At 61.9% G+C, this 18,594-nt stretch carries 17 protein-coding genes; 11 read left to right on the forward strand and 6 right to left on the reverse strand.

What is annotated here, in order from left to right:
• Positions 1-84: 84 nt before the first annotated feature.
• The 3 genes from BT125_RS05645 to BT125_RS05655 are packed head-to-tail and all read right to left on the reverse strand — an operon-like array spanning position 85 to position 3,556.
• Positions 85-567, reverse strand: coding sequence for an aconitase X swivel domain-containing protein (locus BT125_RS05645; RefSeq protein WP_170866806.1), 483 nt, complete (start codon positions 565-567; stop codon positions 85-87).
• On the reverse strand, positions 564-1,847 hold the full coding sequence (locus BT125_RS05650; protein ID WP_072405570.1) for an aconitase X: 1,284 nt from the start codon (positions 1,845-1,847) through the stop codon (positions 564-566). Before BT125_RS05650 ends, BT125_RS05645 begins: the two co-directional genes overlap by 4 nt.
• On the reverse strand, positions 1,844-3,556 hold the full coding sequence (locus BT125_RS05655; protein ID WP_218190262.1) for a dihydroxy-acid dehydratase: 1,713 nt from the start codon (positions 3,554-3,556) through the stop codon (positions 1,844-1,846). The genes BT125_RS05650 and BT125_RS05655 overlap by 4 nt, the downstream gene beginning before the upstream one ends.
• 124 nt (positions 3,557-3,680) lie before the next feature.
• On the opposite strand from BT125_RS05655, the gene BT125_RS05660 reads away from it, so the two are divergent.
• The 7 genes from BT125_RS05660 to BT125_RS05690 all read left to right on the forward strand — a co-directional run bounded on the left by BT125_RS05660 (position 3,681) and on the right by BT125_RS05690 (position 10,269).
• Positions 3,681-4,613, forward strand: a complete 933-nt coding sequence (locus BT125_RS05660) for a LysR family transcriptional regulator (RefSeq protein WP_072405571.1) — start codon at positions 3,681-3,683, stop codon at positions 4,611-4,613.
• A gap of 132 nt (positions 4,614-4,745) precedes the next feature.
• Positions 4,746-5,450 (forward strand): heavy metal response regulator transcription factor, encoded by a 705-nt coding sequence (locus tag BT125_RS05665; protein ID WP_072405572.1) that lies wholly within the window; start codon positions 4,746-4,748, stop codon positions 5,448-5,450.
• A complete protein-coding gene (locus BT125_RS05670) occupies positions 5,450-6,841 on the forward strand; it encodes a heavy metal sensor histidine kinase (protein ID WP_072405573.1) in 1,392 nt (463 codons plus the stop codon). Before BT125_RS05665 ends, BT125_RS05670 begins: the two co-directional genes overlap by 1 nt.
• Before the next feature lie 112 nt (positions 6,842-6,953).
• Entirely contained in the window at positions 6,954-7,214 is a 261-nt protein-coding gene (locus tag BT125_RS05675; protein ID WP_072405574.1) for a DUF2790 domain-containing protein, read from the forward strand.
• Positions 7,215-7,258: 44 nt separating this feature from the next.
• Positions 7,259-8,305 (forward strand): oxidoreductase, encoded by a 1,047-nt coding sequence (locus BT125_RS05680; RefSeq protein WP_072405575.1) that lies wholly within the window; start codon positions 7,259-7,261, stop codon positions 8,303-8,305.
• A 68-nt stretch (positions 8,306-8,373) separates the two neighbouring features.
• On the forward strand, positions 8,374-9,696 hold the full coding sequence (locus tag BT125_RS05685; RefSeq protein WP_072405576.1) for an NTP/NDP exchange transporter: 1,323 nt from the start codon (positions 8,374-8,376) through the stop codon (positions 9,694-9,696).
• A 72-nt stretch (positions 9,697-9,768) separates the two neighbouring features.
• A complete protein-coding gene (locus BT125_RS05690; RefSeq protein ID WP_072405730.1) occupies positions 9,769-10,269 on the forward strand; it encodes a lipocalin-like domain-containing protein in 501 nt (166 codons plus the stop codon).
• Positions 10,270-10,321: 52 nt separating this feature from the next.
• On the opposite strand, the gene BT125_RS05695 is transcribed toward BT125_RS05690, so the two are convergent.
• The 3 genes from BT125_RS05695 to BT125_RS05705 form a co-directional block, all read right to left on the reverse strand.
• On the reverse strand, positions 10,322-11,809 hold the full coding sequence (locus BT125_RS05695) for an aldehyde dehydrogenase family protein (RefSeq protein ID WP_072405577.1): 1,488 nt from the start codon (positions 11,807-11,809) through the stop codon (positions 10,322-10,324).
• 126 nt (positions 11,810-11,935) lie between these two features.
• Positions 11,936-12,340: a RidA family protein gene (locus BT125_RS05700; protein WP_072405578.1), complete on the reverse strand. Its 405-nt coding sequence runs from the start codon at positions 12,338-12,340 to the stop codon at positions 11,936-11,938.
• On the reverse strand, positions 12,330-13,466 hold the full coding sequence (locus tag BT125_RS05705; RefSeq protein WP_072405579.1) for a DSD1 family PLP-dependent enzyme: 1,137 nt from the start codon (positions 13,464-13,466) through the stop codon (positions 12,330-12,332). Before BT125_RS05705 ends, BT125_RS05700 begins: the two co-directional genes overlap by 11 nt.
• Before the next feature lie 95 nt (positions 13,467-13,561).
• Here BT125_RS05705 and BT125_RS05710 point away from each other — a divergent pair, with 95 nt between their 5' ends.
• The 4 genes from BT125_RS05710 to BT125_RS05725 all read left to right on the forward strand — a co-directional run bounded on the left by BT125_RS05710 (position 13,562) and on the right by BT125_RS05725 (position 18,568).
• On the forward strand, positions 13,562-14,446 hold the full coding sequence (locus BT125_RS05710) for a LysR family transcriptional regulator (protein ID WP_072405580.1): 885 nt from the start codon (positions 13,562-13,564) through the stop codon (positions 14,444-14,446).
• Positions 14,447-14,905: 459 nt separating this feature from the next.
• The gene (locus tag BT125_RS05715; RefSeq protein ID WP_072405581.1) at positions 14,906-16,231 is read left to right on the forward strand and encodes an NAD(P)/FAD-dependent oxidoreductase; all 1,326 of its coding nucleotides are present in this window, start codon (positions 14,906-14,908) and stop codon (positions 16,229-16,231) included.
• A 357-nt stretch (positions 16,232-16,588) separates the two neighbouring features.
• A complete protein-coding gene (locus BT125_RS05720) occupies positions 16,589-17,257 on the forward strand; it encodes a haloacid dehalogenase type II (protein WP_072405582.1) in 669 nt (222 codons plus the stop codon).
• Between the two features lie 36 nt (positions 17,258-17,293).
• Positions 17,294-18,568 carry an NAD(P)/FAD-dependent oxidoreductase gene (locus BT125_RS05725; RefSeq protein ID WP_072405583.1) on the forward strand — a complete coding sequence of 425 codons (1,275 nt, stop codon included), beginning with the start codon at positions 17,294-17,296 and terminating at the stop codon, positions 18,566-18,568.
• Positions 18,569-18,594 lie beyond the last annotated feature (26 nt).

An 18,594-nucleotide genomic window follows, 5' to 3' on the forward strand; every position in this document is an offset into this window, starting at 1 on the left:
TTTGTGGTGTAAAAAAGGCAGCCGACCCCGAACCCGTTGACCGGTGGTCACGGGGAGCGGTTGTTTTCAGCAGGTTTCTTCGGGTTACGACGGCGCTGGCGTTCGCTGCGGACCGTTGGGCTGTTGCGGTAGGGGCGGGCCACTGCGCGATGGGCGTGGGGTCACCTCGACGATCCCGGCGTCGGCATCGACGCGCACCCAGTCCCCGGTCCGGATCCGCTTCAGCGGGTCCTCGGTAAAGCCGGTCATGGCGGGTGTGTGCACGACCACCGCGCCCAGGCCCATTTTCGCGGTCATTTCATTGAACAGCATGGCGCCAGGGGCCGCGCCGGCGAGACGGGCGATATGGAACTGCGAGGACCAGCCGGACGAGCCCTTGGCACCCGGAAACACCAGGACTTTGCCGGCGAAACTGATGCCCTTGAGTTCGTGGCGGGTCTCAATGACGGTGCCGCTGCGCGGGTCGATGCCGCCCCAGCCAGAGATGCGATCATGGGTCACCAGGGCTTCGCCTTCGAAGCAGCCGCCAACGACCTTGCGGCCTCGGAGGGTAAAGGTTGCGCTCATCTCAATACTCCTTTCCAACGGCCGTCGATGGCCGCCTGGATGCATTCGGCGGTGGTGCCGAACCACGCCTGGATGCCCATGATCGCCGGCAGGTAATGGGCCTGTTTGGCCGAGTCCACGGCCACCACTCGCGTGCCCTTGGGCAGCACCTTGCCGATCGCCGAACAGGTATCGGTCATCACATGCCCGCCGGCCTGCTCAATGATGCGGGTGTAACCGGCCACGTCAGCCAGTTGCTTGATCGACGCTGCGGTAAATATCCAGAGCTCGGTGTTCGCACTCAGGCGCTGGCCTTCCAGCAGTTGGCAGACTTCCCAGATTTGTTCGAGGCTGTAATGCGGACAGCCCAGCATGACGAAGTCGACTTGTGCATCGTGCGCCGTGACGTTGACTTGCTCGTAGGCCCAGCGTCGTTCGGCTTCACCAAAGCGCAAGATGGCTGAAGGCCGGGAGGCGCCGAACGCTTGCTCGCGGGTAAGTGCTTCCGGCGTGACCCCGACCAGGTGATACATCTCCACACCACCGCTGGAAGCTGCCGCCGCGCCGAAGTGCTTGAGGCGAGCCAGATTGGGCTGGTGGCTCACGCCCTCGATGACCGGGATGCAATCCTGCACCTGTTCACCGACCCAGTAACCGAGCAGTCCCCAGTCGGCCGTGGTGCTCACGTCGATGTCCAACTGGATCAGGTGGGAGCCGCGACGGTTCTCGTCCAGGTGCAGGCCCCAATAGGGAATCTTGCCGGTCAGCATCGCCGCGCCGGTGCTTTCCCGGCCCTCGGCATTGGTTCGGGCGCCGAGGACCGAGTTGATGTAGATCACGGCGGAAGACTCCATCCAGGCGCAGTGCTCGCCTTTCACCGGTACGTTGCCGACTTGATAGGGCGTGCAGGTGTTCAACGGTTGTACGCCCAGGCCGCTGCTGTAGGCCTGGCCGGTTTCATAAATGCGCACCACGTCCTCGCCAATCCCCTGGCGCTTGGCGTGCCGAGGGTCGATGCCTTGTTGCAGGTGACTGCTGAATACCTTGACCTTGGGGATCTGGACCACCTCGGCGCTGTCGAGGTTGAACTCGCTGAACACCGCGTCCATGCCACCCTCACGTTCGGCGTACTGACGCAGGAAAGGGGTGGTGGCGCCGATGGTTCCGGCCACATTCCGCGTGTCCACCAGGCATTGCGCATCCAGGGCCTCGCCATAACGCACCAGAAGGTCCATGGCTTTCTGCACGGCCGGGCCTTGATCGCCGGCAAGCATGGCTTTCTCGTCGTCGCGCAACCTCATTGCGGTTGTTCTCCAGCGTGGGTGATGTCCCGCGGCTTGATCAGTACCGCACCGCGCTCCATGGAAGACACGTTATGGCGGTAGATATCCAGCCAGCCGCCGCCGAACTGTGGCGCCAGAGGCTGCCAGCGGGCGCGCCGCGCCTGCATGTCGGTTTCGCTGACATGGGCGTCGAGGCTATTGCGGTCCAGGTCGATGGTGATGATGTCGCCGTCTTCGACCAGCGCCAACGGGCCACCGACGGCCGCTTCAGGCGCGACTTCGGCCACCACAAGCCCCTTGCACACCAACCCCGAAAGATGGCCGTCCGTCAGCATGGCCACGTGGTCGCCGAGCCCGGCACCGTCGATGGCGAACACCACTTTCGAAGCGCCACCGCCCATGGCCGGGCCGCCGCGCACACCGGCACCGCGCATGACCACCACGTGGCCAGGCTGTATGCGGCCATCCTGCAAGGCTTGGATGGCATCGGCGGAGCGTTCGAAACAGATTGCAGGGCCTTCGAAGCGGCGCATCTTGTTCGGGTCGATGCCGTATTTGACGATGCCCGCTTGGGGCGCGATGTTGCCACTGAGCATCACGATGGCCGGCTGGGTGGCGAAGGGGTTGTCCAGCGGGCGGATCACCGCGTCATCGCTGACGGTCACCCCTTGCAGGTTTTGCTTCAGGGTTTTCCCAGTGACCGTCAGTACGTCGCCATGCAGCAGCGGTTCCAGGCGCTTGAGCAGCCCACGCCCGCCGCCCGCAGCCTCCATTTGCTCGATGCTGTGTTCTCCTACCGGCCGCACACCGACCAGCACCGGCACCTTGTTCCCCAGGTCCCTGAAGAGTTGATAGACGTCGACCTCGACGCCGCCTTCGGCGGCCACCGCCTGCATATGTTTGATGGTGTTGACGGAGCCGCCCGCGGCAAGAATGGTCGCGACGGCGTTGGCGAAGGCGTTGGGGGTCAGGATATCCCGAGGCTTGAGGTCTTCCTCGACCATTTCCACAATGCGCTGGCCGGCCTGGCGCACGAAATCGAACATCTGCGGGCTGTTGGCGGCAATCGGCGCGCTGCCAGGCAGGGCCATCCCCAGGGCTTCGCACACCAGGTGCATGGAGTTCGCGGTGCCCATCCCCGAACAAACCCCGGGGCCCTTGATGGCATTGCGGGCCATGCCGGCCAGCTCCTCGACCGGCAGCGTGCCGGTCACCACGTGCATGGAACTGATAAACACGTCTTCGATATCGACATGCTTGCCGTTGTACTCGCCACTCGGCTGGTAGCCGCAGACCACCACCAGAGTCGGGATATTCAGGCGGGCGGCAGCCATCAGTTGGCCGGGTACCGTTTTATCGCAAGAGGCCAGGCAAATCATGCCGTCGAGCTGAGCCCCTTCGACCGCGACTTCGATGTCGTTGGTGATGAGGTCACGGGCGGCGAGCATGTAGGCGCCGCCGGCACCGGCACCGGTGATGAAGTCGCTGGGGGCGGCAGTGCGAATCTCGAAGGGCAGGGCGCCGGCATCGCGTATCGACTGCTTGAGGACATCCGCGATGCCATCCAGGTGACTGAAGCAGATCGCCAGGTTGGACGATGAGTTCACGATGGCGATCTTGGGTTTCTCCAACTCGCTTTCGTCGATGCCCAAGGCACGCCACTGGGCGGCGCGCACAGCCCACAAATAGGAGCCGTAGGGGAAATTGCTGCGCAGCTTCTTGGGCATGGTGTGCTCCGTTATTGTTATGGGAGATGTCAATTCGGTTAATCGAGTTAACGATCTTGTGCCGAGTCTAGGCTTCGACCTAGAATCCGAAAACCTTATTTCACTTATAGATAAAATCCAAAATATGGATATCAAGGACGTCGATCTCAACCTGCTGAAAGTCTTCGATGCGCTGCGCAAAAAGCAAAGCGTGACCCTGGCCGGCGATCTCATGGGGCTCAGCCAACCTGCCATGAGTTTCGCCCTGGGCAAGCTACGCACTCTGTTCGACGATCCTTTGTTCATCCGTACTTCCCGCGGCATGCAGCCTACCGCCAGGGCCCTGCAGATCGCCGAGCCGGTGCAACGGATCCTGGAGATGGTCAGCAGCCAAGTGCTGCCGTCCACGGGCTTCATCCCCGAACACTCCGACCGACAACTGGTGCTGTGCATGTCGGACATTGGCGAAATGGTGTTCCTGCCCCGGCTGATGCGCATGCTCGACAAAGCCGCGCCGAATTTGAGAATTCGTACCCAGGCATTGTCGTCGGAGCAATTGGAGGAGGGCCTGGACGCCGGTGAGGTGGACGCGGCCATCGGCTATTTCCCACGCCTGCTCAACACCTCGATCCGCAATAGGGCGCTGTACAGTCACTCATTCGTGTGCATCGTGCGCAACGATCACCCCACCATCGGCGACAGCATAAGCGCCGAACAGTACCAGCAGGCCGTGCACGTCGCAGTCCAGGCCGAAGAGCGTGGCATGAGCGTGCTGGACCGTGAACTGGCCGCCCATGGCGTCACGCGCCGGGTGCGTTTCAGCCTGCCACGGTTCATGGGCGTGCCGTTTCTGGTGGCCGAGTCCGACATGATCGCCACCGTGCCCCTGGCGGTCGGCCGACGTTTCGCCGAAATCACCAATGTGCGTCTGGTGCCGCTGCCTTGGGCCATCTGCGGCTACGACATTCATCTTTACTGGCATACGCGGTTCCACCATGACCCGGCGAATCGTTGGTTGCGTCAATCCTTCATCGAATTGCTCGCCGATTTCTCTCCTGCGGAAACGGTATCCATCTGAGCCGTGGTTATTGTGCGTCGACGTTGCCCAATGAGCCCTTTCTGACAAGAATGTCAGGAAGCGGTCAGCCTCCAGACACCTTCGCTGTCTAGACTCATTGGGTTGCCCCCGCTGCTGCAGAGGAATCAGCTGATGCGTTTGCTCATTGTCGAGGACGAAGAAAAAACCTCCTCCTACGTCCATCGTGGCTTGACCGAGCTTGGCTATATTGTCGACGTCGCGACCAATGGCATCGACGGGCTGCATTACGCGCTGGAATGGGACTACGACGTGGTGATCCTGGATGTGATGCTGCCGGGCAAGGACGGCTATGACGTGCTGCAAGGCCTGCGCCTGCAAAAGAAAACCCCGGTCATCATGTTGTCGGCCAGGGGGACGGTGGATGATCGCATTCGCGGGCTGCGCGAGGGTGCCGATGACTACTTGGGCAAACCTTTTTCATTTGCCGAGCTCGTCGCGCGTGTCCAGGCCTTGATCCGTCGTCACGCGGGTGACTCCGCCGACCTGACGCATTTGCGCATCGACGATTTGGAGGTCGATCTGCAAGCGCGCAAAGTGACCCGGGGCGGGCTGCGGCTGGACCTGACGGCCAAGGAGTTCTGTCTGTTGAGCCTGTTGGCGCGGCACCAGGGCGAGATCCTTTCCAAGTTGATGATTGCCGAGCAGGTCTGGGACATGAACTTCGACAGTGACGCCAACGTGGTCGAGGTCGCGATCAAGCGCGTCCGCGCCAAGGTGGATGCCCCGTATCCGCGCAAGCTGCTGCATACCGTTCGCGGCATGGGGTATGTACTGGAAAGCCGCGAGGAAAATGGGAGACAACACGGTACGCCTTGATGAAACGATCGATCGCCAAGCGGCTCGCCCTGATGTTCGCCCTCGCTGTCCTGCTGATCATGTCGATCAGCGCGACGCTGTTGCGTTGTTCCTTGAAACAATCGCTCGATGAGCAGATGCAGAACGAGTTGATCCTGCGCCATTCCGTGCTCGACCCCGTGCTGGCGAAGTACGATTCGCCAGCGTTCTGGGTCGGCTTGCGCCAGAAGCTCGACGACCTCACGCCCGCGGATGAACGGGTCCGCTATTGGATCCTGGTTGATAACCCGGCCTTCAGTTATGGCGGGGCGATGCCGGACGGCCAGGATTGGTCGACGCGCTCCGATGGGCTATTTACCCTCAATCTCCCTGAGCGCGAACGTCCTATGATGGTGTTGCTCAAGACCATTGCGGCCATGGGCGACCGTCCGGAACTGCGCTTTATCGTAGGGCTGGATTCAACGCCTTTCAGGAAGACCTTGGACCACTTCACCAAAATACTGATCCTGACCTCGGCGTTGGGCATCGGGCTGGTTGCGCTGCTCGGTTATTGGATCGCGCGTTTCGGCCTGGGGCCGGTGAGGCGCTTGAGCCATCAAGCCAATAGCCTGCCGCCGGGGGATTCGAAACAACGACTGGACACCGAGGCGCTGCCGGGCGAATTGCAGGAACTGGCGGTGTCGTTCAACGGCGCCCTGGCTCGCCAGGAGGCGGCCTGGTGCCAGCTCGAAGGGTTCAATGCCAATGTGGCCCATGAGCTGCGAACGCCCTTGACCAACCTGATCGGACAGACCCAGGTGGCATTGGCCCACGGGCGCGAGGTGAGTGAGCTTCAGGACTTGCTGCAGTCGAACCTCGAAGAGCTGGAGCGGATGGGCACTATCGTCAACGACATGCTGTTCCTGGCTGGGGCCGAGAGCGGCCAACGAGCAACCGAGCTCAGCGATGTCTCGCTGTATGAAGAGGCGGCGAAGACGGTGGAGTATCTGGAGCCGGTGTTGCACGACAAACAGCTGAGCGTGGTGATCCAGGGCGACATGCGCGTGTGCATCGACCGACGTCTTTTTCACCGTTCCCTGGCCAATCTGCTACAGAACGCGGCGCGGTACGCGGTGCCGACCAGCACTATCACGGTAAGCCTGGTCAACCACGGCATGCAGGTCGAGGTGAGCGTTTCCAATGCCGGCGAGCCTATCGACACCGTGCACCTGGAGCGTTTGTTCGAGCGCTTCTACCGCGCCGACGCCGCCCGGACGCGAAGCGATGCGCACCACGGCCTGGGCCTTTCCATCGTGCGTGCGGTGGCGTCCATGCACGGCGGGCGCGTGTTCGCCCACAGCGAGAATGGGCTCAACACCTTCGGATTTTCCTTGATGAACCAGGCGACGTCTTGGTCGTCGCCCCGGGGGTAAAACCCGCCCGCGTTTGACATCTTCCCGTCAGCCAGCAGTCACTTTGACGTCAGTCGCCCCCGCCTAGAGTGCTACGACCGTCCCCCGAGGACACAGTGTCGTGGAGTCCACTATGAACACTCAAAATCTGTCGATTGCCGGCCTGCTGGTCGTCATCGCCCTGAGCGGCTCGCCGCTGCTCGCCAAAGAACAAACGCAGGTCCCGGCCTACGAATATGGCATGCCGCTGGACATCGCCAAGGTCATCCGTATCGAGACACCGACATCGCCGATGTGCGAGGTCGTGCAAGCGAAGATGACCTACTTGAATACCCAAGGGATAAAGAAACACCTCAGCTTTCTGCAATTGGCCGAGGCGTGCTCGAAGCAGTGACCGTCCGGCGATGCCGGTTCATTTTTCAGACAGGGACCATCACCATGTGGAATAGCACAACAACACCCGCCCGTGGCCGCATGAGCCGGCTTGGAAGACTGGCGAAAACCCTTGCCGCTGGCGTCGCGCTGCTCAGTGCGGTGAGTATCGAAGCGGCCACTCGCATTGCACCGAAACCAGACTGGTCGACCGCCGACATGCCGTCCCAGAAAGGTCGGATTGTCCTGATCACCGGGGGCACCAGTGGCATGGGCTACGAGGATGCACTGGCCTTGGCCCGCGCCGGCGCCGAGGTGATCATCGCCGCGCGCAACCCGGAACGCGGCGCGCAGGCCATTGCGCGTATTCGCCAGTCCGTGCCCGACGCCAAGGTACAGTTCGAGGCCGTGGACCTGGCCGATCTATCATCGGTGCGCGGCCTGGCCCAGCGGCTCAATCAGCGACTGCCGCGCCTCGATGTGTTGATCAACAACGCCGCCGTCATGGCGCCTCCCGAGCGGGGTACATCCGCCGATGGCTTTGAACTTCAGTTGGCCACCAACTACCTGGGACACTTCGCGCTGACCGGCCTGCTGGTGCCGCTCTTGCGTCAAAGCGAGGATGCCCGCGTGGTGAGCCTGTCAAGCATTGCCGCGGCGCGTGGCGCGATGAACCTCGACGATCTGCAGAGCGAGCAGAAGTACGACCCCTACGCGGCCTACGCACAATCGAAACTGGCCGTGCTGCACTGGGCCTTTGCCTTGCAGCGGCGCAGTGACGCCGAAAACTGGGGCATTCGCAGCATCGCGGCGCACCCCGGCGTTGCCGTGACCGAGTTGGTCGAACGGGGTCCAGGCCTCGACAGCGAGTTCGGTCGGCGCTGGGCAAAGGACCGCGACGCGTACCACTCAGCGGCACAAGGGGCGCTGCCCACGCTATATGCCGCCACGGCTACCCAAGCCGTAGGCGGGGCTTATTACGGCCCGACCGGCGACGGAGAGAGACGCGGTCCGTTGGGGTTCGCCAAGACGCCGCCCGCCGCCAGCACGGAGGCGGATGCCGAGCGGCTCTGGGCGGTCTCCGAGCGCCTGACCGGCGTGACCTATCGCTGATGCAACCCTGGGCGCGGGCGTCCGTCCGCGCTTGACCTTTGCCTTGTTGCCGTCTTCCCGGAGTTCCTATGAGTACGCCTTCCTATTTGCACCGGCTGAGTCTCGCCCTGAACGCCCGCGATGGTGAGTTGCGTCCGGCGCTGTGCGGGTTCCTGCTGTTTCTTTGCCTCTTCACCGGTTACTTCATGCTGCGTCCGATCCGTGAGTCGATGGGCATCGCAGCGGGGGTGGAGAATTTGCAATGGCTGTTTACCGCGACCTTTCTGGTCATGCTGGCGGCCGTGCCGTTGTTCGCCTGGTTCAGCGCCCGAGTGCCGCGCCTGCGGCTGATCGACTGGGTGTACGGCTTCTTTGGCTTCAACCTGCTGATGTTCGTCGAGCTGTTCCAGTTCCAGCCGGACAGTATCTGGCTGGCCCGAGTCTTTTACGTCTGGATCTCGGTCTATAACCTGTTCGTCGTCTCCGTGGCCTGGAGCCTGATGGCGGATGTATTCGACAGCGAGCAGGCCAAGCGCCTGTTTGCCTTCATCGCCGCGGGCGCCAGCGTTGGTGGCCTGCTGGGGCCGGCCCTGAGCGCGCTGCTCATCGGTCCTCTGGGTGCCTCGGGGTTGATGTTGCTGGCGGCCTTGCTGCTGGGGGCCACGCTGGTGTTGAAACGAGCGTTGATGGGGTGGCGCGAAAAGGGTGGGGCGGGCCGTCCCGGCGCCGCGCCGACGCAAAGCCCTCGGCAGCCTTTGCAGGGCAATCCGTTCAGTGGTTTGACAGCGGTGCTCAGGTCACCTTACCTGTTGGGAATCGCCGGGTTCGTTGTGCTGTTGGCGACGGTCAGCACCTTTCTCTACTTCGAGCAGGCGCGTCTGGTGGCCGAGCTCTATCCGGATCGCGCGGCGCAAGTGCGCATCTTCGGCACCATCGACATCATCGTGCAGGCCGGTGCGTTGCTGTCCCAGCTGTTCATCACCGGTCGTATCGCGCCGAGACTGGGAGTGCGTGCCCTGCTGGCCATCGTGCCGCTGCTCATGTGCATTGGTTTCCTCGGCCTGGCGTTGGCGCCGGGGTTCGCGCTGCTGGCAGCGCTGATGATCGTGCGACGGATCGGCGAGTACGCGTTCGTCCGACCGGGCCGGGAAATGCTGTTCGCACCCTTGGATGCCGAGAGTAAATACAAGGCCAAGAACTTCATCGACACCGTGGTGTACCGCGCGGGTGACGCCATGAGCGGCTGGGCCAAGAGCCTGCTCGACCTGCTAGGGCAGGGCGCCGGTCCGGCCGCGATGATTGGCGCCTGTTGCGCGCTGCTGTGGGGTTACTTGGGCTGGCATCTGGGACGGCGGGCGGACAACGCCGCTTCCCGGGAGCTGCGCTTGGCGGCCATCGCCGCCAGGGCATGAAGCCCCTGCCAACCAAGATCAAACCTACTTTATTGTCCGTCGCATCGTTGCGGCGAGTGAAAGGTGATGCTGATGAGTCTGAAAAACAAGGTATTGACCGTCGGTGCGGTGATTGCCTTCTCGGCATTCTCCAGCGTGTTCGCGAGCAAAGAAAACGCCTTGGTCGGGACATGGCGCATGGTCAGCGCAACCGTTGAGAGCCAGGGCAGCCGATCGGAGGCTTATGGCCCCAATCCCCATGGTTGGCTCGTCTTCACGTCAGAGCTGACGTTTATCGAAGTACTCACTGATCCGCGCGTGCCGGTGTTTCGATCCAATGTGCGTGGCGAAGGCACCGATGAGGAAAACCGGGCAGCGATGGCGGGGAGCATCGGTTTTTTCGGGCGATACACCGTCAACCAGAACGGTGAGTTCACGGGCAATACTGTCCAAGGTTCGACGTTCCCGAACTGGGTGGGTGCCGTGCGTACCCGGGACGACCTGCAGTTGAAGGTCGACGGAGACCAGATGGTGGAAGATTTTCGCCGTCCCGATGGGGCGAAGGTTCACATCGTCTGGGAGCGTGTGAAGTGATGTGCCCGAGGGCACATCTGCCATCGAAGTATGGACAGCTGGCACCGAAGCTCTAGGTACGGGAAGAACCTTCAGGCGATTCGCCAAACCCAACGATCGCCTTGGTTTCCAGGTATTCCTCGAGGCCGAAGACACCGTACTCACGGCCATTGCCCGAGCGCTTGTAGCCCCCGAATGGCGCCATGGGGTTCCAGGCCGGGTAATTCAGGAGCACTTGCCCCGCACGGATACGAGCCGCCACTGCACGCGCCAGTTCAATATCCTGTGACTGAACATGGGCGCCAAGCCCATAGATCGTGTCGTTGGCGATAGCGACCGCCTCGTCGATGCTTTCGTAGGCAATGATGCACAGCACCGGCCCGAAGATTTCTTCCTGGGCGATCCGCATGGCGTTATCCACCTCGGAGAAAACAGTCGGGCGGGTGTAGAAGCCCTTTTCAAACCCCGACACGCGTCCGAGCCCGCCGCACAGCAGCTTTGCTCCCTCTTGCAGGCCGGCCTCGATCATGGCTTGTACGCGATTGAACTGGGCTTCATTGGCAATGGGACCCAGTACCGTCTCCGGTGATTGTGGATCACCCACGATGATCCCGTTGGCGGTGGCGGCCGCCAGCGCTTCGACCGCCGCCAGCCGGTCCTTGGGCACGATCATCCGGGTAGGGGCGCTGCAGGATTGCCCGACGTTGCGCATCGCCGCCATCACCCCCAGTGGGACGGCTTTGGCAAAGTCGGCGTCGGGCAGCAGGATGTTCGGGGATTTGCCGCCCAGTTCCTGCCCGACCCGTTTCGCCGTCGGGGCAGCCGCCTGGGCCACCAGCGCGCCCGCACGGTTTGAGCCGGTAATCGAGATCATGTCGATGTCGGGATGGGCGGCCATCGCAGCGCCGACGACATGGCCGCTGCCGTTCACCAGGTTGAAGACACCCGCTGGAACGCCCGCGTCATGGACCACTTGCGCAAACAGAAGGGCGCTCAGCGGCGACAGTTCACTGGGCTTGAGGACCACCGTGCAGCCGGCCGCCAGCGCTGCGGCGACTTTTGCGGTGATTTGATAAAGCGGCCAGTTCCATGGGGTGATGAGGCCGCAGACGCCGATGGGTTCGCGTCGGATCGCGGTCCCGTTCTCGACGGTCTGGAAACGATAGGTGGACAGCAGGTCGCGGGCGACCCGGACGTGCTCGGCTGCCAGGGGCACTTGCATCGCCCGTGCAGAACCGATGGCTGCGCCCATTTCCAGGGAGATCGCCTGGGCAAAATCTTCTTTGCGCTCAAGGATAAGCTCATGAAGCTTGCCCAACACCTGCGCGCGCGACGCTGTGGAAGTGGCCGACCAACCGGCAAACGCGGCACGCGCCGCCGCGACCGCCCGATCAACATCCTCGGCAGACCCGCTGGCGACCTGGGCAACAACCTCTTCGGTCGCCGGGTTGACCACCGGCAAACTGGCCGGGCTTACCGGTGCAGACCAACCGCCATCGATGTAAAACAGCTGGGCGGTTTGCGGATCAACGCTGTAGCTATTCGAAGATTGAGTCATCATCCAAAGTGTTCCTTTAGAGCGGTATGTCGAGCCTGCTCAATAAGCTAACAAAGCAGCCCAGACGAAAGATGCCGTTGTTCAGGTGCGCAAAGGAGAATCTGCCGTATCTGCCGGGATAACTTGGCATTACGCCGTGGCGAGGGCCATCGCTTCGATTTCGATCAGGTAGCCATGATGCAAGGCCGGAACGGGCACTACCGCTCGTGCGGGCCGATGCTCCCCCAGGTAACGGGCGTAGATTCGATCGAACGCGGGCCAGTGTTCGATACCTGCGACATAGACCGTGACTTTCAGCAGGTCGCGCGTGCTCCGGCCTGCTGCGCCGAGGATTGCCACCAGGTTATCGAGGGCGATGGCGGCCTGGACCTCAAACGGTTGGTCGGCACTGTGGACGCCATCGGCGCGTACGGGCAGTTGTCCGGACACATACAGAACGCCCTGATGCACGACCGCCTGGGCGTAATGTCCACCCGGCGCCGCGGCGTTGGTCGTGCTGATCAAATGGATCGAGCCTGCTTGATTACCAGCCATGCAAGCGACTCCAGGTGTGCACGCCAGCGTCGGCGTCAACCGCGTGATAGTCCGGGAATTGCGCGCCTGTGGCACAGGCATGATTGGGCAGGATGCGCAGGCGGCTACCGATGGGAAAGCACGCGGTGATGTCGACACCCTCGTCCGTTTCAAGCGAGACAATGCCGTGCTCCTGATTGGCTCCCGTGAGTAACGCGCCCTCGATCCAATCGCCGGCTTCGGTGCAAACCTGGCCATAACCAAAGTCCCGCTGTTGGCGCTGCGTGCCGCGGTCACGACTCATGGCCATCCAACCGGCATCGGTGATGATCCAGCCTTTGTCTTTCTGATGACCGATGACAGTGGTCAGCACGCTCAGCGCCAACTCGTCGGCCTGGCAGACACCAATGTTGTGCATCACCAGATCGAAGAACACATAGACCCCGGCGCGCACTTCAGTGACGCCTTCCAGGTTCAGTGCCGACAAGGCTGTAGGCGTCGAGCCGATGCTGACCTCCGGGCAGGTGAACCCGGCTTCGCGGATTCGTTGGGCCGCATTGACGCATAGAGCGCGCTCCTGTTCGGCCAGGGCTTGCAGCGCTCCAGGGGTGTCGAGTTCATAGCTTGACCCGGCGTGGGTCATCACCCCGCGAAGCGGCATACCTCCCTCGCTGAGTATCCGTGCGACTGCAACGAGTGAATCGTCTTCGACGTGCAGGCCGGATCGATGACCGTCGCAGTCGATCTCGATCCAGACGTCGAAACGTTCGTTGTGCTGCTGGCCGAAGGCGACGATGGCCTGGGCTGCGGCAAGGCTGTCCGTGAGGAGGCTCAGCCGGCAGCCTTGGCGCCGCAGCAGCAAGGCCTGGGGCAGTTTGCCTGGGGCGATGGCGACGGCATAGAAAACGTCACGAATGCCTTCAGCGAAACAGTACTTCGCTTCCTTCAAGGTCGAAACCGTGACGCCGCTGGCTCCGGCGGCGAGCTGCGCCTGGATCACGGGGAGGCATTTGCTGGTTTTGATATGCGGGCGCAAACGCACACCCAAGGCATCCATGCGTTGTTGCATGCGCTGGATATTGTGCTGCATGCGCGGCACATCCACGATCGCGGCGGGGGTATCGAGGGTGGCAAAGGAGGCTGACATAAGGAGGACTCGAATGGTTGGGTGCAGGGCCACTCTACAAAGCTGTCGTAAAGATATGGTTCAATGAGATGTCATCAATCATTAAGTAGAATTGAATGATCTCCATCGAGGACCTGCGTCTGGCCGTGACGCTGGCGCGCTGCGAATCGTTGAGCGCCGCCGCCAGAAGCCTGAATGTCTCACCCCCTGCGCTGTCCATGCGTTTGCGCAAATTGGAGACGCTGCTCGGCCTGACACTGGCAAATCGCGATGCCCGACGCCTGAGTCTCACCGCCGATGGCGAGCGTTTCTCCCGTGAAAGCGCGCGTTTGCTGGAGCAGTTGGAAGCGCTCCCGGAATCCTTCAAGCACCGCGACGAGCGGTTGGTTGGCACGCTCAGGCTGGCGGCGCCGTTCGGCTATGGGCGACAACGCATTGCACCGCTGCTGGCGCGTTTCGCCAGGCTGCACCCTCAGTTATGCCTGCACCTGGATTTACGCGAAACGCCATGGCCGGATCGTCACGATAGCGACGCGGTGATTCACATCGGCCACCTCAATGACAGCCTATGGGTCGCCAAACGCCTCACGTCAAATGAACGATGGTTATGCGCAAGCCCTGCCTATCTGGAGCAGCACGGCACGCCGTCGTCGCCTGAGCAACTTGCCGAGCATCGCTGCATCTGCATCCGTGAAAATGATGAAGACGTCACGCTGTGGCATCTGCGTAAGGGGCAGGGGCGCAAAACCCTGCGCATCGAGCCCGCGATGCTCAGCAACGATGGCAGCGTGGCTCGACGCTGGGCCGAGCAAGGCCTGGGGCTGGTGCTGCGTTCGCAATGGGATGTCAGTGACGCCATTGCCGGCAAGCGTCTGGTTCGGGTGCTGGCGGATTGGCAATTCGACAGTGCGCCGATCAACCTGTTGGTGCCTTCACGAAAACTACGTAGCGCGCGTGTGCAGGCCTTGGTGGCGTTTCTGGAGGAGGCATTGAAAGTATGACCAGCGAACTGCTCGCGAAGGTGGTTTCATCGTCAATGAGACGTTGAATGTGCCGGCCTCATCGCGAGCAAGCTCGCTTCCACAGGGTACTAAGCACATATTGTTGTCTGCCAAAAACCAGTGTGGGAGCGAGCTTGCTCGCGATAGCGATGGCCCAGCTAAATGAATGCCGGCATGTGTCCCGCGAAACAGATAATCACCCCCCCATCCGAAGCGCTCCGCAAAGTCTGCTGAACACGTCCGGTAAAACGGTGGTTTGTACCAGGCGACCTATACTTTTAACCGTTTATGCACGGTTTCTTGGTGTTGTAATAACACCATGATTCAGCGTGGCACTGATGCTTCCAGAACGAAGTAGCGGCTTGCCCTGGTCGCCACCCTCAGTGCATGGCCGATGCACCCGCGACCGCCTGAAGACGATGTACCTTCAAATCCCCGGCCTTCATGGACATCCCTAAAATGCCAGCACCGTTAATTTCCGTAGAGACGAATTCTGAGCTTCCGACGCACGCTGACGTTGTCGTGATCGGCGGCGGCATTATCGGAGCCTTCACGGCCTATTACCTGGCCAAGCGCGGCATGAAGGTCGCGCTGGTGGAAAAAGGCCGCGTGGGGGCAGAGCAATCGAGTCGAAACTGGGGTTGGTGCCGTCAGCAGAATCGAGACGCTCGCGAATTGCCGCTGTCGACCAAGAGCCTGGATCTTTGGGAGCAGTTCGCGGCAGAGACCGGTGAGGACACAGGCTTCAGAAGGTGTGGCTTGCTCTATCTGAGCAACAACGAGAAAGAGCTGGCTGGTTGGGCAAAGTGGGGGGAGTTCGCCCGTACCGTCAATGTGAAAACCCACATGCTGACGGCGGAGCAGGCCGCTCAACATGGCCGGGTGACCGGCAAGCCTTGGAAAGGCGGGGTCTTTTCACCTACCGACGGCACGGCAGACCCATCCCGTGCCGCTCCGGCGGTCGCACGGGCCATCATTAAACTGGGTGGCACGGTGCACCAAGGCTGCGCCGCCCGTGGCCTCGAGACCGAGGGCGGCCGGGTGTCTGCCGTCGTCACCGAAAAGGGCACCATTCGCACCAAGATCGCGGTGCTCGCCGGTGGCGCGTGGGCGTCTTCTTTCTGCCGTCAGTACGGCATCCGGTTTCCCCAGGCGTCCATTCGTCAGACGATACTGTCGGTTTCCAAGAGCGCCCAAGAGATACCGGACGCACTCCACACGGATGAAGTGTCCATGACCCGTCGCGCCGATGGCGGTATCACGCTGGCCATCAGTGGCCGAGGGCGTGTTGACCCTACCTTGCAATTGCTGCGTTTCGCCCCCCAGTTCCTGCCGATGTTCCAGCGCCGGTGGCGCAAGCTGGCCCCCGGCGGCCTGGAAGGCTTTCAGTCGGGGCACGAAGGCTTGAGCCGCTGGCGATTGGACCAGCCCACGCCGATGGAGCGCATGCGAATTCTGGATCCGAAGGCAGATGCCTCGACGGTTGAGTTGACTTACAAGCGCGCGGTAGACCTGATCCCCATGCTGAAAACGTCGTCAGTCACCGCAGCCTGGGCAGGTTATGTAGACAGCACGCCTGACGGCGTCCCGGGCATCGGCGAGATGGCGAGCCTGCCTGGCCTGGTGCTGGCGGCGGGGTTCAGCGGTCATGGCTTCGGCATCGGTCCGGGTGCGGGCCATTTGATCGCCGACATTGTCTGTGACATGCCCCCGCTGGTTGATCCGCGTCCCTATCACCCGGACCGTTTTCAATCTTCGGCCTGGGGCAAGGTCGCGGAGTTCTGAGGCACCGGAAACTCATCCGCAAAACAATGAACGGGCGCGTCCTCAGGGGATGCGCCCGTTTTCGTTTGCAGGCGTAGATTCTGCCGCTTGTGGCGTTTCCAGAGGTTTTCCACGCACCATAAACGTCCGCAAATGCCTTGAAAACGGCGCAAATGCCCGTGCATGGCGCATCCCGCACAGTCTGCTGAGCAGGCCCCGAAAAACGGTGGTTTGTGCCAAGGGGCCTATACTTTTAACAGTTTATGCACGGTCTCATGATGCTGTAATAAATCCGTGATGCAGCGTTGCACCCAGGCTTTCGGAACGGCGCAATCGCTTGCCCCTCATGACCTCAACCATCACTCAGGACTTGCACTCATGAGCTTCCTTCGCCCCAAGTTCATTACCTTTGACTGCTACGGCACGTTGACCAACTTTCAGATGGGGACCATGACACGCGAACTGTTCGCCGATCGGGTCCCTGCCGAGCAGATGGACCAGTTCGTCAAGGATTTCTCGGCCTATCGCCTGGACCAGGTGATGGGTGACTGGCGGCCCTATGATGAGATTCTCAAGACTGCTCTGGCACGGGTCTGCAAGCGTTGGGGTGTCGAGTACAAAGGCGAAGGTCAGTTGTACTACGATGCCGTACCGACCTGGGGGCCCCATGCCGACGTACCGGCCGGTCTGTCGAAAATCGCCGACAAGATTCCCCTGGTGATTTTCTCCAACGCGATGGACGAGCAGATCATGTCCAACGTCGACAAGCTCGGCGCACCGTTCCATAAGGTCTTCACGGCTCAACAAGCCCAAGCCTACAAGCCGCGCCTGGCGGCCTTCGAATTCATGCTCGATAACCTCGGCTGCGGGCCGGAAGATGTCCTGCACGTGTCCTCGAGCTTCCGTTATGACCTGATGTCTGCCCACGACATGAAGATCAAGCACAAAGCGTTCGTGGCCCGTGGTCATGAACTACCTGGAAACGCTGGCTACAACTACCACCAGATCCCGGACATCGGCGGATTGGCCGGCCTGGTCGGTCTCTGAGTCGTTGGGCACTCTTCAAGGCATAAGGGGTTAGACATGGGCAGTGAGTCTTATTGGCTCGATACCGCACCGGCATTTACCGGTGCCCAGCTCGGTGCGTTGCCCGGGCAGGTCGATGTGGCCATCGTCGGTGGTGGTTTCACTGGCCTGGCCGCGGCCCGGGCCCTGGCCTTGAAGGGGGCCAATGTGGTGGTGCTGGAAGGCGGGCGGGTCATTGGCGAGGCGTCGGGCCGCAATGGCGGCCAGTGCAATACTGGCGTGGCCCAGGACTACGCGGCCCTGAGTGCCAGCCTCGGCGCCGAGAAAGCGCGCGCCTATTACCAGGCCTATGAAAGCGCCGTGCAGAGCGTCGTCGCGCTGGTGGAGCAGGAGCAGATTGCCTGCAACTTCACGCGCAATGGCAAGCTCAAGCTGGCGGCCAAGCCCACGCATTACGAGGGTTTGGCGCGCACCTGCGAGTTGATTCGGCGGGAGGTCGATGCCGAGGTCGAGTTGCTGTCTGCACAAGAGACCCGCGCTGAGGTCAACTCGGCCCAGTTCCATGGCGGTTTGTTGCAACGCAATGGCGTGCAGATGCACGTCGGGCGCTTCGGGGTCGGGTTGGCCGAGGCCGCCGCCCGTCACGGCGCATTGATTTTCCAGGGCGTGTCCGTCACGGACTGGAAAGCCAGTGCCGGCGGCTATCGGGTCAATACCACCAAGGGGTCGCTACAGGCCACGCAGGTCCTGCTGGCCACCGGCACCTCTCAGCAGGGTGGGTTGGGCTGGTATCGGCGGCGGATCGTGCCAGTGGGCAGTTTCGTGATCGCCACCGAGGTATTGCCTCAGGCGCTGATCGACAGCTTGCTGCCGGCACACCGTTCCTATGTCACCAGCCGCATGATCGGTAACTACTTCCGCCTGACTCCGGATAACCGACTGCTGTTTGGCGGCCGTGCGCGGTTTGCCATGTCTGACAGCGTGTCCGATGCCAAGAGCGGCAAAGTCTTGCACGCGGCGATGGTGCAGATGTTCCCGCAGTTGGCCCAGGTGAAGATCGATTATTGCTGGGGCGGATTAGTGGACATGACCTCCGATCGGCTGCCCCGGGCCGGCCAGCACGGAGGGGTTTATCACTCCATGGGCTACAGCGGCCATGGTGTGCAGATGTCGGTGCACATGGGGCAGGTCATGGCCGACGTCATGGCGGGCAAGGTCGAGGCCAACCCTTGGCGCGAACTCGATTGGCCGGCCATTCCCGGTCATTTTGGCAAACCCTGGTTTTTGCCTCTGGTCGGTGCGTACTACCGCCTTCAAGACTATTTGCACTGAGTTGCGGGGAGACGCTTCACGTTTCA

The sequence above is a fragment of the Pseudomonas sp. NFACC04-2 genome, assembly GCF_900119265.1.
In the GTDB taxonomy this organism is placed as follows: Bacteria; Pseudomonadota; Gammaproteobacteria; order Pseudomonadales; family Pseudomonadaceae; genus Aquipseudomonas; species Aquipseudomonas fluorescens_AA.

Excerpts from the sequence above, each read along its gene's own strand:
- BT125_RS05645 (WP_170866806.1), bottom strand. The coding sequence starts at position 567 with ATGAGCGCAACCTTTACCCTCCGAGGCCGCAAGGTCGTTGGCGGCTGC.
- BT125_RS05650 (WP_072405570.1), bottom strand. The coding sequence starts at position 1,847 with ATGAGGTTGCGCGACGACGAGAAAGCCATGCTTGCCGGCGATCAAGGC.
- BT125_RS05655 (WP_218190262.1), bottom strand. The coding sequence starts at position 3,556 with ATGCCCAAGAAGCTGCGCAGCAATTTCCCCTACGGCTCCTATTTGTGG.
- BT125_RS05660 (WP_072405571.1), top strand. The coding sequence starts at position 3,681 with ATGGATATCAAGGACGTCGATCTCAACCTGCTGAAAGTCTTCGATGCG.
- BT125_RS05665 (WP_072405572.1), top strand. The coding sequence starts at position 4,746 with ATGCGTTTGCTCATTGTCGAGGACGAAGAAAAAACCTCCTCCTACGTC.
- BT125_RS05670 (WP_072405573.1), top strand. The coding sequence starts at position 5,450 with ATGAAACGATCGATCGCCAAGCGGCTCGCCCTGATGTTCGCCCTCGCT.
- BT125_RS05675 (WP_072405574.1), top strand. The coding sequence starts at position 6,954 with ATGAACACTCAAAATCTGTCGATTGCCGGCCTGCTGGTCGTCATCGCC.
- BT125_RS05680 (WP_072405575.1), top strand. The coding sequence starts at position 7,259 with ATGTGGAATAGCACAACAACACCCGCCCGTGGCCGCATGAGCCGGCTT.
- BT125_RS05685 (WP_072405576.1), top strand. The coding sequence starts at position 8,374 with ATGAGTACGCCTTCCTATTTGCACCGGCTGAGTCTCGCCCTGAACGCC.
- BT125_RS05690 (WP_072405730.1), top strand. The coding sequence starts at position 9,769 with ATGAGTCTGAAAAACAAGGTATTGACCGTCGGTGCGGTGATTGCCTTC.
- BT125_RS05695 (WP_072405577.1), bottom strand. The coding sequence starts at position 11,809 with ATGATGACTCAATCTTCGAATAGCTACAGCGTTGATCCGCAAACCGCC.
- BT125_RS05700 (WP_072405578.1), bottom strand. The coding sequence starts at position 12,340 with ATGGCTGGTAATCAAGCAGGCTCGATCCATTTGATCAGCACGACCAAC.
- BT125_RS05705 (WP_072405579.1), bottom strand. The coding sequence starts at position 13,466 with ATGTCAGCCTCCTTTGCCACCCTCGATACCCCCGCCGCGATCGTGGAT.
- BT125_RS05710 (WP_072405580.1), top strand. The coding sequence starts at position 13,562 with ATGATCTCCATCGAGGACCTGCGTCTGGCCGTGACGCTGGCGCGCTGC.
- BT125_RS05715 (WP_072405581.1), top strand. The coding sequence starts at position 14,906 with ATGCCAGCACCGTTAATTTCCGTAGAGACGAATTCTGAGCTTCCGACG.
- BT125_RS05720 (WP_072405582.1), top strand. The coding sequence starts at position 16,589 with ATGAGCTTCCTTCGCCCCAAGTTCATTACCTTTGACTGCTACGGCACG.
- BT125_RS05725 (WP_072405583.1), top strand. The coding sequence starts at position 17,294 with ATGGGCAGTGAGTCTTATTGGCTCGATACCGCACCGGCATTTACCGGT.